Raw genomic sequence first — 13781 nt, forward strand, 5'->3', positions numbered from 1 at the left:
ATCAACGGCGGCGCTGGCGGCTGCTGCGGACCTCCGACGGCCGCAACACCGGCTCGCCGTCGGCCACCAGCGCGTCGCGCCGCTCCGCCGCGAAATTGGCCAGGGCATCGGCCAGTTCGATCGCCGACGGCTTGCCCGCCATCACGTCGACGGCCAGCCCGTGCTCCTCACAGGTCTGCGCGGTGGCCGGGCCGATCGCGGCGATCACGGTCGACGGATGCGGCTTGCCGGCGATGCCGACGAGATTGCGTACCGTCGAGGACGAGGTGAAGACGACCGCATCGAACCGGCCGGTCTTGATCGCCTCGCGGACCTCCGGCGCGGGCGGCGCGGCCCGGACGGTGCGGTAGGCCGTGATGTCCTCCACGGCCCAGCCGAGCCGGGTCAGCCCGGCGGTCAGTGTCTCGGTGGCGATGTCGGCGCGCGGCAGGAAGACGCGGTTGATCGGGTCGAGCACCTCGTCATAGGGCGGGAACTCCGCGGCCAGCCCGGCCGCCGACTGCTCGCCGGCCGGCACCAGATCGGGCTCGATTCCCCAGGCCTGCAGCGCGGCACCGGTGGTGTTGCCGACGACGGCGACCTTCAGGCCGGAGAAGGCGCGGGCATCCAGGCCGTAGGACTCGAAGCGCTCGCGAACCGCCCGGACGGCATTGGCGGAGGTGAACACGATCCACTCGTAGCGGCCCTCGACCAGCCCGCGTACCGCCTTGTCCATCTGCAGCGGGCTGCGCGGCGGCTCGACCGAGATCGTCGGCACCTCCTCGCTGTGCGCGCCGTAGGTGCGCAGCCGGGTGGTCATCGGGCCGGCCTGGTCCTTGGTCCGCGGAACCAGCACCCGCCAGCCGAACAGCGGCTTGGTCTCGTACCAGGACAGGTCCTCGCGCAGGCTGACCGCCGGCCCGACCATCACATGCACCGGATCTTCGGGATCGGTCCCGGCGTCGGCGATCGCGGCCGTGATGTCCTCGGCGAGCTCGGAGAGCACGCTGGTGATCGAGTTCTGCTTCGTCGAGCCGCCGTCGAAGGTGACCAGCACGGCGTCCTCGCCGGGTCGCCCGGCGGCCAGCGCCGATTCCGCCAGTTCGGCGACCAACCCGGCGACGGTGGAGACGACCATCGTGCCGGTCGTCGACCACTGCGCGGCCTGGGTCTTGGTGATCTTGTCCGGGGCGGAGGCGAAGTGGATGCCGCCGGCGTGCTGCATGGCGATGCCGGCGTACTCCGGCACGGCGGTCAGGCTGGACACGCCCGGGACCACCTCGAAGTCGATGCCCCCGCGGACACACGCGGCCGCCTCGTCGGCGATACCGCCGTCCAGGAAGGGGTCCCCGGCGACCAGCCGGATCACCCGCTTGCCGCCGGTGGCCAGCTTGAGCACGGTCCGGGCCCGCGCGGACGGCGGCTGGAGCTTGCCCGAGGGCTGACGGCCGACAACGGTGACGGCGATGTCGTCGGCGACCGTCACGGAGGGGTGGTCGAGGATCGCGCGCAGATCGTCGTGATCGAGCACGACGGCATCGGCATCGGCGATCGCGGCGACCGCGCCGAGCGTCAGCAGGTCGGGGTCGCCGGGACCGGTGCCGACGAAGATCACCCGGCCGCGGGCCGGCGGGGCCAGCGCGGCATGGTCGGTGCCGGCCTTGGCCTTGCCGCGCGACGGCGTACCGTTACGGCCGTTCGCGGTCGAGGAACTCCTCGTCTGCTTGCGCGCCGCGGACCGGGAACCGTTCGAAGCCGCCTTGCGGGCCGTGCTGGTCACTTCAGGTCACGCTTCCTTTCGCCCGCCGGGAGGTCTCAGACCTCGCGCCGGATCACGGAGTTGGCCGGTCGAGTCGAGCCAGCAATTCGCCCGCAAGTGTTGCCCCCAGGGCGGTTGCCTCGCCCGCCGGCGCGGTGCCGTCGACCCGCAGGAGCGGATCGGCCGGGGCCGCCTCGTCGAACGTGCTCGGATACGTTCTCCCAATTACGGCGGCGAGAGTCAAATCGGGCCCACTATCACGCCGCCTGATGAGACTCGCGAGCACCCCCACCGGTGCCGTGCATCCCGCCTCCAGCGTCGCCAGCAGCGCGCGTTCGGCGCCGACCCGGGCGCGGGTCTCGGCATCGTCCAGTCCGGCGGCGGCCGTGGCGGCGGCGGTGCCGGGCACCGCCTCGACCGCGAGCGCGCCCTGGGCCGCGGCGGGCAGCATCACCTGCGGCGACAAGATCTCGGCGGGTACGCCGGACACCTGCGCCCCGTCCTCACCCTCTGCCAGGTCCAAGCGGTCCAGGCGGCGCAGGCCGGCGGCCGCGAGCAGGGTCGCCGCGAGCTCGCCGTCGCGGACCTTGCCGATCCGGGTGTCGACATTGCCGCGGATCGGCACGATCTCGAGGGTGATGCCGCGCCCGGCCGCCCAGGCGGCGAGCTGTGCGGCGCGGCGCGGCGATCCCGTGCCGATCCGATCCCCGTCGCGCAGCTCCTCCAGCCGGGCGCCGACCAGGACATCGCGCGGGTCCTCGCGGGCCGGGTGGGCCACCACCTCGAGTCCGGGCTCGGGGACCGTCGGCAGGTCCTTGGCGGAATGCACGGCGAGGTCGATCTCACCGTCGCGAAGGGCCCGGCGTACCGCCCCGGCGAAGACGCCGGTGCCGCCGATCTGGGTGAGTTCGCGTGGGTCGGTGTCACCGTGGGTGGTGATCCCGACCAGCTCGGTGGCGATCCCGCGGTCGGCGAGCCGGTCGGCGACCCAGCGGGCCTGGGCCACGGCGAGCGGGGAGCGGCGGGCGCCGATCCGCAGCGTCCGGTCGGTCATCGCGGCGGGGGTTCTGCGTCGCTGACGGCGCGTACCGCGTCCGCATCCAGTGCGAACAACTCACGCAGCGCGCCCGCGTAGTCCATCTCCGCGGTGTCGGTGGCGAGCTGGCGGACCCTGACCGTCGGCTGGTGCAGCAGCTTCTCCACCACCCGGCGCATCGCCTGGGCGACCTCGGCGCGCTCGGTCTCGCCGAGACCACGGGTCCGCGCGTCGAGGCGGGCCAGCTCGGTGTCGAGGATCTCGCCCGCCATGGTGCGGAGCGCGACCACGGTCGGCGTCACCGCGGCCGCATGGCGGGCGGCGAGGAAGTCGCTGACCTCGTCGGCAACCAGGCGCTCCGCGTCGGCGAGCTCGGCATCGGAGGCGGTGTCGAAGCCGCCGTGGGCCAGGCTCTCCAGGTTGATCAACTCGACCCCGGGCAACTGCGCGACTGCCGGGTCGATGTCGGCCGGCAGGCCGAGGTCGATCGCATGGCGGACGGCGCTGCCGGCAAGATCATCGGGGCGCAACAGCGGGTCGCGGCCCCCGGTGCAACTGATCAGCACGTCCGCCTGTGCGACGGCGGTGCGCAGCTCGGAGAGCGCGAACACCTTGCCGGCAACGGATCCCGCAAGGTTCTCGGCCTTGCTGCGGGTGCGGTTGACCAACCCGATCTCGGCGCCGCGGGCGTAGGCGGTGCGAGCGGCAAGGGAGGCCATCGCACCGGCGCCGACGATCAGGACCCGACGGCCGGCGACGGTCGGTACCCGGTCGAGCGCAGCCGTGATCAACGATCGGCCGGCCGAACCGGCCGACGTCTCGTGCTGGACCCGCTTGCCGACGCGCAGGGCCTGCTGGAACAGGGCGTTCAAGGCGGTGCCGACCGTTCCGGCTTGCTGGGACTCGGTGAGCGCGGCCCGTACCTGGCCGAGGATCTGCTGCTCGCCGCGGACCATCGACGCCATCCCGGAGGCGACGGAGAACGCGTGTTGCACGGCACGCTCGTCGTAGGAGACCGCGCAGGCGTCCTGCAGGCGGTGCAGGGGTACGCCGGAGACGGTCGCGAGCGCGGTCGTCACCTCCTCGAGGCCGCCGTGGAACTTCGACACCGCCGCATAGATCTCCGTGCGGTTGCAGGTGGACAGGACCAGCACCTCGTCCACGAACTCGCTGGCATACACCTCGGTGGCGAGCTTGCCGCGGGCGGGCGCGTCGAGGGTGAGCGCGGAGAGCAGCTCCACCGACGCGGTGTGATGGGAGGCGCTGAGGACGAGGACGCTCATGGCTTCGGCACGCTCACGTTCTGGCTCGGTTCGACCTGGCTCGCCGCGACCGGTGGCAGGCTGGCGGTGATCGGTTCGACGGCGGTACGCGAGGCGGGGCCGCGCCGATGGTGGTAGGCGAGGATCTGCAGCTCGGAGCCGAGGTCGACCTTGCGTACCGTCACGGAATCGGGAACGGACAGCGCCGCCGGCGCGAAGTTCAGGATGCCCGTGATGCCGCTCGCGACCAGCCGGTCGGTGACCGACTGGGCCGCCTGCCCCGGCGTCGTGATCACGGCGATGCTCGCCCCGGTCTGGGCGATCAGCTCCTCGAGCGCGGACTCGGGCGCGATCGGCAGCCCCTCGACCCGCTCGCCCGCCAGCGCCGGATCCGAGTCCACCAGGCCGACCACCCGGAAGCCCCGGGACGAGAAGCCCGCGTGGTTGACCAGCGCGCGGCCGAGATTGCCGACGCCGACGATGATCACCGGGACATCCGGGCCGGCGCCGAGATGCTGGTCGAGCTGGACCAGCAGGTACGCCACGTCGTAGCCCACCCCCCGGACCCCGTAGGAGCCGAGATGGGAGAGGTCCTTGCGCAACTGCGCCGGGTTGGCGCCGGCCGCCTCGGCGAGCTCATTGCTGGAGACGGTGGTGACGCCCTGGTCGGACAGCCGGGTCAGCACCCCGAGATAGGCCGCGAGTCGGGCGACCGTGGCATCCGGGATGTGCGCATCCGGCTCGCTCACCCGGCGCCTCCTCGACCTGCTGACGTCACCCGGGTCATGGGCACCGGGCCGCTTGCCATGTTATGACCTTGTGAACGCGGGAACAAAGCAGGGCGCCCTGTCCTCCCGCCGCAACCGCGAACCGAACCGGCAGATGCGAACGTTGCACCACCCGCGGCTGCCGATTGAGACCGCGGCTGCCGGTTCAGCCCGCGTCGTCAGGGAGCCAGTGCGGCGCGCAGGCGGGCGGGGTCGACCCGCCAGTAGTCGTGCTGGGTCCCGTCGACGAAGGTCACCGGGACCAGATCGGTGAAGCGGTCCGCGAGCTCGGGGTCGGCGTCGATGTCGGTCTCTGCGTACCGCTCCCCCAGCTCGGCGCACACGTCCCGGACGATCGCCAGGGCGTCCTCGCACAGGTGACAGCCGACGCGCGTGAAGATCTCGACCCGGGGTGCCTCGCTCACGTTTCGCGAGGGTACGCCGGGCGCCGCCGGTCAGGTGAAGGGGTTCCCGCGTTCGGCGAGCAGGACGTGCAGCCGGCTCTGCACCAGCTCCCGCACCCGATCGGTGGTCTCGAACACGGTCGACGGGTCGTCGGCGTCGGCCGGATCGAAGGCATCGCCCGGGAGCGGTTCGCCGAACTCGATGATCCACTTCGACGGCAACGGGATCATCCCGAGCACCCCGAGCCACGGGAAGAACGGGGTGACCGGCAGATAGGGCAACCCGAAGGCCCGCGCCAGGGCCGGCGCGCCGGTGATCATCGGATAGACCTCCTCGGAGCCGACGATCGAGACGGGCACGATCGGTGAGCGGGTACGCATGGCCGTCGCCACGAACCCGCCGCGCCCGAACCGCCGCAGCCGGTAGCGATCGGCGTACGGCTTGCCGAGTCCCTTGAATCCCTCCGGGAAGACGCTGACCAGCTCGCCCGTCTCGAGCAACCGGGTGGCATCGGGCTGGCAGGCCACGGTCGCGCCGATCCGACGGGCGAAGTCGTGGCTGAACGGGGTGCTGAACACCAGGTCAGCGGCCAGCACCCGCGGATGTCGCCCGATCGCGTCGTGCACCACCGAATGCAGCACGAGCGCGTCCAGCGGCAGCGCTCCGGCGTGATTGGCGACCAGCAGCGCGGAGCCGTCGCGCGGCAACCGGTCCAGCCCGCGCACCTCGACCCGGAACCACTTCTCGACCAGCGGCCGCAGCATGGGCAAGAAGAACTGCTCGGTGAACTCCGGGTCGAAACCGAAGGTGTCGACCGAATAGTCGCCGGACATCCGGGTACGCGCGAAGGCCAGCAGGTCCTCCCGCGACCGCTCCCACTGCACGCCGAGCTGCGTGGCGATCGCGGCGACCACCCCGAGCGGGTCGTCGCCCAGCCGGGCCAACTCGGCCGGCGGATGGTCGGCGACGTGTTCGGCGAGCCGCTGCCCCGCACGGACCAGATCGACCACCAGCTCTCCGAGGTCGCCCGGTTCGTCGACCGGCCGGGTGCCGTCGCGCTCAGCCATGGCCCCCATCGTTCCACGCGCCCGGCCGGCGCGTCCGCCCCGCCGCCCGGGCGAAATCGGCGACGGCCTCGCGGGAGCTGTAGCGCGGTCGCCAACCGGCCGCCCGGATCGCGGCCGAGTCCAGCACCGCGGGGCTGGCGAGCGCCTGCACCTGGGCCGCGGTGCTGCAGGTCAACCCGAGCCGGCGTCCGATCCCGGCCGCCAGTGGGGCCAGCGGCCCGGGCAGGGCAAGATCCCGCCGGCCGAGAATGATCAACGCCTGGCCGAGCGTGATCACGTCGTCGGGTGCCACGTTGTAGACGCCGTCCAGCTCGCCGCGCACGGCAAGATCAAAAGCCCGCTGCGCGTCGACCGGATGGAGGAACTGCAGCCTCGGCTCGAATCCCGCCACGCTCGGCACCGTGGCCTGGGTCAGATGGTCGGTCAGCGCCGTACGCACGCCGGCCCCGATCAGGGGCGCGGGACGCAGGATGGTCAGCGCCACATCGCTGCGCCGCTGAGCAAGATCACGGGCATAGGACTCGATCTCCAACGCATCGCGCCCGTGTGCGCTCAGGCGTACTCGGGCCGACGGGATCGGCATCCCACCCGAGCGGGCGCCGGCTGCCCCGGCGAGGTTCTCGGTGAAGACGGCCGGGGCGAGCGGCCCGGCCGGGTACACCTCGGGGCTCGAGGCCAGCACGACGCGCCGGATGCTCGGCGCGCGGTGCGCGGCGGCGAGCAACTGCATCGCGCCGATGACATTGGCCTCCTTGACGGCCGCGCGCTGGCCGCCGCCGACATGGCCGTGGCCCGTCGAGCCGTCGGCCGTGGCCAGGTGCACCAGGGTGTCGACGTCGTTGGCGGCCAGCACCCGCCGCATGGCGGGGCTGCGGATGTCGACGCGAATCGTCCGGATCTCCCGGGCAGGGCCCGCGGGTGCGGCCAGATCGGCGCCGATCACCTCGACATCGGGCAGCCGCGACAGGGCGCGCGCGCAGGCCAGCGCGGCGGGACGCGCGACTCCGGTGACCAGGACTACCCGCGACATGGCCGCCCGCGAGGGGGAGTTACTTGCCGGCGCGGCGGCGCTGGATGCGGGTGCGCTTGAGCAGCTTGCGGTGCTTCTTCTTCGCCATCCGCTTGCGGCGCTTCTTGATCACAGAACCCACGTGGAGCCTCTTTCGTATCTTCGATGTGCGGGGTACGCCGGGATCGGCGCGCGCCGCAGGGTCGGTGTCGGCTGCCGGTGCCTCGCGCCGGGGTGCCCCGGGCGTCGGCGCCGACCGGCCGATGCGCAAGCGTACCCGCGCCCGGCGCGGATCGCCCAATCGCGGGCCGCTCTCAGCCGGCCGCGGCGGAGCGTCGCGCGCGATAGGCGGCGACATTGACCCGGTTGCCGCAACCGCTCTCGCAGTAGCGTCGCGACCGGTTGCGGGACAGGTCGGCGACCACGCCGGAGCAGTCATCGGCGGCGCAGAATCCGAGCCGGTCCCGCTCGCCGGCACGCAACACATCGGTCATTGCCATGGCAAGTTCCACGGCGATCCGGGCGGCCAGGGGGCGATCGGCGGCGGTGGCGTGGATGTGCCAGCCGAATCCGTCGTGGCGGGTCAGTTGCGGGAGCGCGGCGTACTCGGCCAGCACGGCGTTGACCCGCTCGACCAGCAGCTCCTCGTCGTCGACCCAGAATCCGCGCAGCACGGGTCGCAGCGCGCGGACCTCGCGCAGTTCGGCGTCGGTGGCGTCGCGCCGACCGGTGAACGGGTGCTGGGCCAGAAAGGCGTCCAGGTCGTCGAGGTCGGTCAGCGTGTCCGGCGGTTCGGCGGAGTTGACCAGCGCCGCGCCGGCCCGCAGCGCGAGCATCGTGTCGTGGGCGAATGTCATCGGTCCTCCTCGCCGCCCCAGCGTACCCGGCGACAGGGGCAACCCGCCCATTGACTCATGACCGGCGGCCGCCTAGCGTTAGCAGTCAACAGCGGTTTTGCTCCTGACATCCGGCCCCGAACGAGACGAGGTGACCATGCGTGCGGCGTCCCCACACCCCGCGACCTGGCTGGTCGTGGCCCTGGTCTCGGCGGCCGGCTTCGGCACCGCGGGCAGCTTCGCCTCCGCGCTGATGGAGGCCGGCTGGACGCCCGCCGCCACGACGACCGTCCGGCTGGCGCTCGGCGGCCTGCTGCTGGCTCCGATCGCGGCCTGGCAGCTGCGCGGCCGGTACGCCACCCTGACCCGGCACTGGCGGACGATCGCCGCCTTCGGCCTGATCGCCTGTGCCGGCACCCAGTTGCTGTTCTTCCTGGCGATCACCCGGCTGCCCGTGGGCATCGCGCTGCTGATCGAGTACCTGGCACCGGTGCTGGTCGTCGGGTGGACCTGGGCGACGACGCGGGTCCGGCCGGGCGTGCTGGTCGGCGTGGGCACGCTGCTCGCGATCGCCGGCCTGCTCGGAGTGATCGACGTGTTCGGTGAGGTACGCGTGGACCCGCTCGGGGTGCTCTTCGGGCTCGGCGCGGCGGCCTGCCTGGGCGCCTACTTCGTGATCTCGGCCGACAGCCCGGTCGAGCTGCCTCCGCTGACGCTGGCCGCGGGTGGGCTGCTCGTCGGCGCCGCCGGCGTCGGCCTCGTCGGCGCGCTCGGGCTGCTGCCGATGCGTGCCTCACTGGACCCGGTGACGATCGCAGACACCACCGTTCCGGCCCCCGTGTCGGTGCTCGGGCTCGGCCTGCTCGCGACGGCGCTGGCGTACCTGACCGGGATCATCGCCACCCGGCATCTCGGCTCGCGGCTGGCTTCGTTCGTCGGGCTGACGGAGGTGCTGTTCGCGGCGGCGTGGGCGTGGTTGCTACTCGGTCAGTCGCTGCGCCCGACCCAGCTCGCGGGCGGGGTCGTGATCATCGTGGGCGTGTTGCTGGTCCGCCTCGCGGAACCGCGGGCGCGCGAGACTCCGGTCGACGTTCAGCCGACGTCGTAGTACGCGCCGCGCAGGTAGGCGTCGACCGCCGTCTCGGGGACCCGGAAGTTGCGGCCGAAGCGGACCGCCTCGAGCTCGCCCGCGTGGATCATCCGGTAGACCGACATCTTCGAGACCCGCATCAGCGATGCGACCTCGGCCACCGTGAGGAACTTGGCATTGATGCCACTCACGGGCTCACGGTCAGTCATCGGCTCCCCCTGGGTGCGTGGTCCGGATTGCATGCTCGTCGTGCAAGGCGGGCAGAGCCGGAACGACTCGGTCTGCAGGCGTGAGCCTAGTGGCCCGTGTGAACAGATGGAAGAGGAAAGATCACAGATTCGTCACGAACCGGCGTGTCTGCGCGATTCAGAAGACGTCCGGGTCCAGGCCGAGCTCCGGGAAGACCGCTCGGCGGGTCGCCAGGATCGCCTGATCGACCCGGCTCGACGGGTCCAGCCCCTCGGTGATCGGGGTGAACTCCGGCGCCGGATCGCCGACGGTCGCCGGCGGCGGGCCGGAGCGCTCGCGCCAATCCTCGGGCAGCCAGCCGCTCGGCAGCGGCGTCGCCGGGTCCACCTCGACGTCGGCGGCCACCCCGAGCAGTTGGGCCCAGGCCTGCGGCAGCACCCACGGCATCGCGTACCCGCCGCCGCCGGTGATCACCCACCTTCCGTGGGCGTACCGCTCGGCCAGTTCGGCCAGCCGCCGATAGCTGGCCACCTGGCCGCCCAGGGTGAGCTGCAGATCGGTCAGCGGATCGGCGGCGTGGGAGTCGCAGCCGTGCTGGGTGATCAGGATGTCGGGCGCGAAGGCCTCCAGCACCGGCGGCACGACCGCCTCGAAGGCCCGCAGCCAACCGGCATCGCCCACCCCCGGCGGGAGCGCCACGTTCACCGCCGACCCCTCGGCGCCCGGACCGCCGGTCTCGGTCGGGTAGCCCGTGCCGGGGAAGAGGTACGCCGGGGACTCGTGCAGGCTGACGGTCAGCACACTCGGGTCGTCGTAGAAGATCGCCTGCACCCCGTCGCCGTGGTGGGCGTCGACGTCGACATAGGCGATCTTCTTCGCACCGGCCGACTGCAGCCAGCGGATCGCCACGGCGATGTCGTTGTAGACGCAGAACCCGCTGGTGCCCATCGGCATCGCGTGGTGATGTCCGCCCGCGATGTTGATCCCGCGCGCGACCTCGCCGCTCCAGACCGCACGCGCCGCCTCGGTGGTCGCAGCGCTGATCCCGGCGGCGATGTCGTGCATCCCGACCACGAGCGGGTTGTCCGGCGTACCTATCCCGAAGATCGTCGAGGTCCGATCCGCCTTCACCGCGGCGATGTAGAGCTCGTCGTGCACCGCACGCAACAGATCCTCGTTCGCGGCCGGCTCCGGCGCCACCTGGAGTTGATCAAGGATGCCGAGCTCGCGGGCGAGCGCCAGGGTGAGCTGGACCCGGCCCGGCCCCATCGGATGGTCCGGACCGAAGTGGTAGCGCTCCAGATCCGGGGAGTGGATCAGCCGGGCGACCATGATCAGGATCCCGGTTCGGTGCGGCCGAGCTCGCGGCTGCGGTCGCGGGCGGCCTCGATCGCGGTGATGAAGGCCGCGCGTACCTTGTGGTCCTCGAGCTGGCGGATCGCCGCCGCGGTCGTTCCGCCGGGCGAGGTGACCTGCTCGCGCAGCACCGTCGGGTGCCCGCCGGACTCGCGCAACAGCTTCGCCGAACCGAGCATCGTCTGCACGACCAGCTCCGTCGCGGTCACCCGCGGCAGGCCGAGGTGCACACCGGCCTCGATCATCGCCTCCACGACGAAGAAGAGGTACGCCGGTCCCGAGCCCGAGATCGCCGTCACCGCGTCCTGATAGGACTCCGGGACCGTGACGCTGCGGCCGATGGCATTCAGCAGCTCCTCGACGCGGGCGACATGCGCGGCATCGGCGTACCGACCCGCGGAGATGGCCGCCATGCCCTCGTCGACCTGCGCGGGCGTGTTCGGCATCACCCGCACCACCGGCTGACCATCGGGCAGGCCCGCCTCCAGCCGGGCGGTGGGTACGCCCGCGCACAGCGAGACCAGCATCGCGCCGGGGCGGATCCGGCCGGCCAGCTCGGCGAGCACGGCGTCGGCGTCCTGCGGCTTGACCACCAACACCACGGTCTCGGCCTGTCCGGCGGCGTCGAGGCCGGCGAGCGCCTCGATCCCGTGCCGCTCGGCCAGCTCGGCGCGTCGTTCGGGGCTGCGTTCGCTGGCCAGGATCCGCTCGGTCGGCCAGCCAGCGCGCAGCAGGCCCGAGATCAGCGTCTCCCCCATCACGCCGCCGCCGACGACGAGCAGGCGATCGGTCACGCCGAGACCCGGGCGGCGATCAGCTCCGCGATCTGCACCGCATTCAGCGCGGCACCCTTGCGGAGGTTGTCGTTGGACACGAAGAGCACCAGCCCGCGGCCCTCGGGGGCGGACGCGTCGGTGCGGATCCGGCCGACATAGACCGGGTCGGCGCCCGCGGCCTGCAGCGGCGTCGGGATGTCGGACAGCTCGACGCCGGGCGCGCTCGCCAGCAGCTCGGTCGCCCGGGCCGGGTCGATCGCGTCGGCGAACTCGGCGTGGATGGCGAGGCTGTGCCCGGTGAAGACCGGTACGCGAACGCAGGTGCCGGCGACCGGCAGGTCCGGGATGTGCAGGATCTTGCGCGACTCGTTGCGCAGCTTCTGCTCCTCGTCGGTCTCGCCGGACCCGTCGTCCACGAGCGATCCGGCCAGCGGCAGCACGTCGTGGGCGATCGTCCGGGCGTACTTCTCCGGCGCCGGGAAGTCGATCGCCGAGCCGTCGAAGGCGAGCGGCGTCGGATCGGGCGCGGCCGCGAGCTGGGTCGCCAGCTCGGCGACACCGGCGCCGCCGGAGCCGGAGACCGCCTGGTAGGTGGCAACGACCAGCCGGCGCAGCCCGGCCGCGTCGTGCAGCGGCTTGAGCACCGGCATCGCGGCCATCGTGGTGCAGTTGGGGTTGGCGATGATGCCCTTCGGAGCGACGTCGATGTCGGCGCCGTTGACCTCGGCGACCACCAGCGGCACCTCGGGATCGCCGCGCCAGGCCGAGGAGTTGTCGATCACGGTCGCGCCGGCGGCGGCGACCTTGGGGGCGTACTCCAGGCTCATCGTCTTGCCCGCGGAGAACAACGCCAGGTCGAGGCCGGTGAAGTCGGCGGTCGCGGTGTCCTCGACGAGCACCTCGCGGTCGCCGAACGGCAGCGGCGTGCCCGCCGATCGCGCCGAGGCGAAGTAGCGGATCTCGTCGACGGGGAAGTCGCGCTCCGCGAGCAGCGTACGCATCACCCCGCCGACCTGACCGGTGGCACCGAAGACTCCAACACGCATGGGCACGAGCCTACGTGCTGGGCGGGCGCGGCGCCTCCTCGTTCGGCGGCCGAGACCCGGCGGCGTGGATCAGAGCACGACGGTGCTGTTGCCGTCGCGGAACACCCGGTCCTGGCAGTGCCAGGTGACCGCGCGGGACAGCACGGAGCGCTCCACGCCGGCGCCCTTGCGCCGCAGGTCGGCAACCGTGTCCTCGTGCGAGGCGCGTACCACGTCCTGCTCGATGATCGGGCCCTCGTCGAGGTCCTCGGTGACGTAGTGCGCCGTGGCGCCGATCAACTTCACGCCGCGTTCCTTGGCCCGTTGGTAGGGATTGGCGCCGACGAACGCCGGCAGGAAGGAGTGGTGGATGTTGATCACGGGTACGCCGACGCGCTCCAGGAAGTCGCCGGACAGGATCTGCATGTAGCGGGCCAGCACCACGAGGTCCACCTGGCCGTCGAGCAGCCGGAGGTGTTCGGCCTCGGCGGCCGCCTTGTCGCCGCCCACCGGGACATGCACGAAGGGGATGCCGAAGCCGCGGACGTCGTCGCCGAGATCGGGGTGGTTGGAGATCACCAGCGGGACGGTCATCTCGATCTCGCCGCGGCGCTGGCGCCAGAGCAGGTCCAGCAGGCAATGATCGGACTTCGAGGCGAAGATCGCCACGCGCTTGCGTTCGCCGGCATCGACGAGCCGTGCCTGCATGCCGAGGCCGCCGACGATGCGCCGCTCGATCGCGTCGGCCACCTCGTCGCGGCGCCGGGCAAGTTCGGGCAGGTAGAACACCGTCCGCTGGAAGAACCGGCCGCCCGAGCGGTCCGAGCTCGCCTGGTGCAGCGCGACGATGTTGCCGCCCAGCTCGGTGATCAGGCCGGAGACGGCCGCGACGATGCCCGCCCGGTCGTCGCCGGAGACGACCAGCCGCGCGTGGTCGACCTGCTCGGCGCCCGCGGTCTCCCCTGCCATGCCCGTGCCCTTCGTCTCGTGCGTCTTGTTCGTCTCGTGCGCCCGGCGTCCGGATCGGCGGGCCGCTCGGATCGTAGGCGCCCGGGCCGGCGCGGGGCGAACGGGTCCGCGATGCGGGGTCGGTCGTCGCGGTCGCGGCGCACCAATCTGGCGCTCGCGCGCCTTCCCGCGGCCTGCGACCGCGCGGTGGCGCGGGATCGACCGACCGGCCGGTCCGCGAGAGTCAGGATGGTGCGGAGCCGGGGCGCCGAGGCCC

At 72.4% G+C, this 13781-nt stretch carries 15 protein-coding genes; 1 reads left to right on the forward strand and 14 read right to left on the reverse strand.

Features of this window, described 5'->3' with window-relative positions:
* Position 1 precedes the first annotated feature (1 nt).
* From ACXDC7_RS00605 to ACXDC7_RS00645, 9 genes are all read right to left on the reverse strand, one after another.
* Positions 2 to 1618 carry a bifunctional uroporphyrinogen-III C-methyltransferase/uroporphyrinogen-III synthase gene (locus ACXDC7_RS00605; protein WP_218844125.1) on the reverse strand — a complete coding sequence of 539 codons (1617 nt, stop codon included), beginning with the start codon at positions 1616 to 1618 and terminating at the stop codon, positions 2 to 4.
* A gap of 193 nt (positions 1619 to 1811) precedes the next feature.
* Positions 1812 to 2792, reverse strand: a complete 981-nt coding sequence (gene hemC, locus ACXDC7_RS00610; protein WP_459220840.1) for a hydroxymethylbilane synthase — start codon at positions 2790 to 2792, stop codon at positions 1812 to 1814.
* On the reverse strand, positions 2789 to 4057 hold the full coding sequence (locus tag ACXDC7_RS00615; RefSeq protein WP_459220841.1) for a glutamyl-tRNA reductase: 1269 nt from the start codon (positions 4055 to 4057) through the stop codon (positions 2789 to 2791). Before ACXDC7_RS00615 ends, hemC begins: the two co-directional genes overlap by 4 nt.
* Positions 4054 to 4785: a redox-sensing transcriptional repressor Rex gene (locus ACXDC7_RS00620; RefSeq protein ID WP_179445308.1), complete on the reverse strand. Its 732-nt coding sequence runs from the start codon at positions 4783 to 4785 to the stop codon at positions 4054 to 4056. The genes ACXDC7_RS00615 and ACXDC7_RS00620 overlap by 4 nt, the downstream gene beginning before the upstream one ends.
* Positions 4786 to 4982: 197 nt before the next feature.
* Positions 4983 to 5228 carry a glutaredoxin family protein gene (locus tag ACXDC7_RS00625; protein ID WP_459220842.1) on the reverse strand — a complete coding sequence of 82 codons (246 nt, stop codon included), beginning with the start codon at positions 5226 to 5228 and terminating at the stop codon, positions 4983 to 4985.
* Between the two features lie 30 nt (positions 5229 to 5258).
* Positions 5259 to 6275: a lysophospholipid acyltransferase family protein gene (locus tag ACXDC7_RS00630; protein ID WP_459220843.1), complete on the reverse strand. Its 1017-nt coding sequence runs from the start codon at positions 6273 to 6275 to the stop codon at positions 5259 to 5261.
* Positions 6268 to 7305 (reverse strand): NAD-dependent epimerase/dehydratase family protein, encoded by a 1038-nt coding sequence (locus ACXDC7_RS00635; protein WP_459220844.1) that lies wholly within the window; start codon positions 7303 to 7305, stop codon positions 6268 to 6270. Before ACXDC7_RS00635 ends, ACXDC7_RS00630 begins: the two co-directional genes overlap by 8 nt.
* Before the next feature lie 19 nt (positions 7306 to 7324).
* Entirely contained in the window at positions 7325 to 7426 is a 102-nt protein-coding gene (locus ACXDC7_RS00640) for a 30S ribosomal protein bS22 (RefSeq protein ID WP_042842924.1), read from the reverse strand.
* A 172-nt stretch (positions 7427 to 7598) separates the two neighbouring features.
* Positions 7599 to 8141 carry a CGNR zinc finger domain-containing protein gene (locus ACXDC7_RS00645; protein ID WP_179445305.1) on the reverse strand — a complete coding sequence of 181 codons (543 nt, stop codon included), beginning with the start codon at positions 8139 to 8141 and terminating at the stop codon, positions 7599 to 7601.
* Positions 8142 to 8277: 136 nt separating this feature from the next.
* On the opposite strand from ACXDC7_RS00645, the gene ACXDC7_RS00650 reads away from it, so the two are divergent.
* Positions 8278 to 9228: an EamA family transporter gene (locus ACXDC7_RS00650; protein ID WP_246293346.1), complete on the forward strand. Its 951-nt coding sequence runs from the start codon at positions 8278 to 8280 to the stop codon at positions 9226 to 9228.
* On the opposite strand, the gene ACXDC7_RS00655 is transcribed toward ACXDC7_RS00650, so the two are convergent.
* From ACXDC7_RS00655 to purU, 5 genes are all read right to left on the reverse strand, one after another.
* Positions 9213 to 9401, reverse strand: a complete 189-nt coding sequence (locus ACXDC7_RS00655; protein ID WP_459220845.1) for a helix-turn-helix domain-containing protein — start codon at positions 9399 to 9401, stop codon at positions 9213 to 9215. The two genes, ACXDC7_RS00650 and ACXDC7_RS00655, sit on opposite strands and share 16 nt — an antisense overlap.
* A gap of 175 nt (positions 9402 to 9576) precedes the next feature.
* Positions 9577 to 10731: an acetoin utilization protein AcuC gene (locus ACXDC7_RS00660; protein WP_459220846.1), complete on the reverse strand. Its 1155-nt coding sequence runs from the start codon at positions 10729 to 10731 to the stop codon at positions 9577 to 9579.
* Positions 10732 to 10733: 2 nt separating this feature from the next.
* Complete coding sequence (gene proC, locus ACXDC7_RS00665; protein WP_343045927.1) at positions 10734 to 11549, reverse strand: pyrroline-5-carboxylate reductase; 816 nt, start codon at positions 11547 to 11549, stop codon at positions 10734 to 10736.
* Complete coding sequence (locus ACXDC7_RS00670; RefSeq protein WP_179445301.1) at positions 11546 to 12577, reverse strand: aspartate-semialdehyde dehydrogenase; 1032 nt, start codon at positions 12575 to 12577, stop codon at positions 11546 to 11548. Before ACXDC7_RS00670 ends, proC begins: the two co-directional genes overlap by 4 nt.
* 69 nt (positions 12578 to 12646) lie before the next feature.
* Positions 12647 to 13525 (reverse strand): formyltetrahydrofolate deformylase, encoded by an 879-nt coding sequence (purU, locus tag ACXDC7_RS00675; RefSeq protein ID WP_179445300.1) that lies wholly within the window; start codon positions 13523 to 13525, stop codon positions 12647 to 12649.
* Positions 13526 to 13781 lie beyond the last annotated feature (256 nt).

This window comes from Naumannella huperziae, from assembly GCF_054073625.1.

Bases quoted from the DNA above. Each gene is read 5' to 3' on its own strand.
- hemC (WP_459220840.1), bottom strand. From the start codon at position 2,792: ATGACCGACCGGACGCTGCGGATCGGCGCCCGCCGCTCCCCGCTCGCC.
- ACXDC7_RS00615 (WP_459220841.1), bottom strand. From the start codon at position 4,057: ATGAGCGTCCTCGTCCTCAGCGCCTCCCATCACACCGCGTCGGTGGAG.
- ACXDC7_RS00630 (WP_459220843.1), bottom strand. From the start codon at position 6,275: ATGGCTGAGCGCGACGGCACCCGGCCGGTCGACGAACCGGGCGACCTC.
- ACXDC7_RS00635 (WP_459220844.1), bottom strand. From the start codon at position 7,305: ATGTCGCGGGTAGTCCTGGTCACCGGAGTCGCGCGTCCCGCCGCGCTG.
- ACXDC7_RS00645 (WP_179445305.1), bottom strand. From the start codon at position 8,141: ATGACATTCGCCCACGACACGATGCTCGCGCTGCGGGCCGGCGCGGCG.
- ACXDC7_RS00650 (WP_246293346.1), top strand. From the start codon at position 8,278: ATGCGTGCGGCGTCCCCACACCCCGCGACCTGGCTGGTCGTGGCCCTG.
- ACXDC7_RS00660 (WP_459220846.1), bottom strand. From the start codon at position 10,731: ATGGTCGCCCGGCTGATCCACTCCCCGGATCTGGAGCGCTACCACTTC.
- ACXDC7_RS00670 (WP_179445301.1), bottom strand. From the start codon at position 12,577: ATGCGTGTTGGAGTCTTCGGTGCCACCGGTCAGGTCGGCGGGGTGATG.
- purU (WP_179445300.1), bottom strand. From the start codon at position 13,525: ATGGCAGGGGAGACCGCGGGCGCCGAGCAGGTCGACCACGCGCGGCTG.